This window comes from Paenarthrobacter sp. CM16 (genome assembly GCF_013179505.1).
Classification (GTDB): Bacteria; Actinomycetota; Actinomycetes; order Actinomycetales; family Micrococcaceae; genus Arthrobacter.
The window spans coordinates 1-1008 of record NZ_JABMCX010000570.1 but is presented as its reverse complement, the minus strand read 5'-3'; the positions used below and the strand labels follow the sequence as shown (position 1 = coordinate 1008).

The 1008-nt window shown below is 62.7% G+C and carries 1 protein-coding gene and 1 pseudogene; both read right to left on the bottom strand.

Annotated elements, in window-relative coordinates; all coding sequences use genetic code 11:
* Window positions 1-56 precede the first annotated feature (56 nt).
* The gene (locus HP499_RS24555; protein ID WP_172326616.1) at window positions 57-698 is read right to left on the bottom strand and encodes a GntR family transcriptional regulator; all 642 of its coding nucleotides are present in this window, start codon (window positions 696-698) and stop codon (window positions 57-59) included.
* 69 nt (window positions 699-767) lie between these two features.
* A pseudogene (locus HP499_RS24550) lies at window positions 768-1008 on the bottom strand (transcriptional regulator); the annotation flags it as partial.

Genomic DNA, 1008 nt, shown 5'->3' with positions numbered 1-1008 from the left:
GTGCTCCTTCTCGGCAGGGGTGGTTTCGGGCAGGGTGTTTTCAGGCAGGGGCGGTGCTAATGAGGGGTGTGGGTGGCTTTGACGTGGGTGAGGCTGCGGTGCAGGTGGACTGTGGTGGCCGCCTCCGCCAGCCGCGGGTTACCGGCTGCAATGGCCTCGGCGATCGCAGCATGTTCCGCCGCTGCGGCATGGAGCCGGGCGGAGTCGTCGGCGGCCAGGCGTCGGACGCGAACCAAATGGACGCGCAGGCTCCGCATGGCGTTGGCCAGATAGGAGTTGGAGACGGCGGCGTCGATGGCGTCGTCGAGGCGACTGACCAAGGCATAGTAATGGTGGCGTGCGGGATCGTCATCGCGGAGCAGCTCAGGGGCCTGCAACAGTTGGGTGTGCAGCTCGGCGAAGACGCCGGGTTCCCCGCGCTGGGCAGCCAAAGCGGCGGCCCGGACTTCAAGGGTTTCGCGTAGTTCGAACAGTTCGTCGATGCTGTCCAGCGAGATATCGGTGACGACGACGCCGCGGCCCCCTGCCGCCGTCGTCAATCCCTCAGCGGTGAGCCGGCTCAAAGCCTCCCGAACCGGCGTCCGGGATACTCCCAGGCGTTCGGACTGCTCCACCTCCGCAAGCACGGAACCCGGCCGAAGGCGCCATTCAATGATGTCTTCCCGTAGGGCCGAATAGGCCCGATCACTGGCGCGCATACCTTCACTGTATACATGAAAGGGTAAATGTGCCATGAAAAGGGAGAAATATTCGTTCTTTGTATACATTTACTTCCGTGCAATGAAGTACGCATTGAAAGGGTCCTCCTCTACTTCCCTCAACTCGACGCTCCGGAAACCCGCTTGCCGAAGCATGCCCGTGGCCTGCTCCCTGCCCCACACCGTGCCCAGTCCATCGCCGCCTTGGCCCAGGGATACCGCCATGCAGTGGAAGGTGGAAATGGTGTAGAGAAACGCTGCCCATGGCAGTTGCATGTTCTCCTCCAACCGGCTCGAAGCATTGATGTCC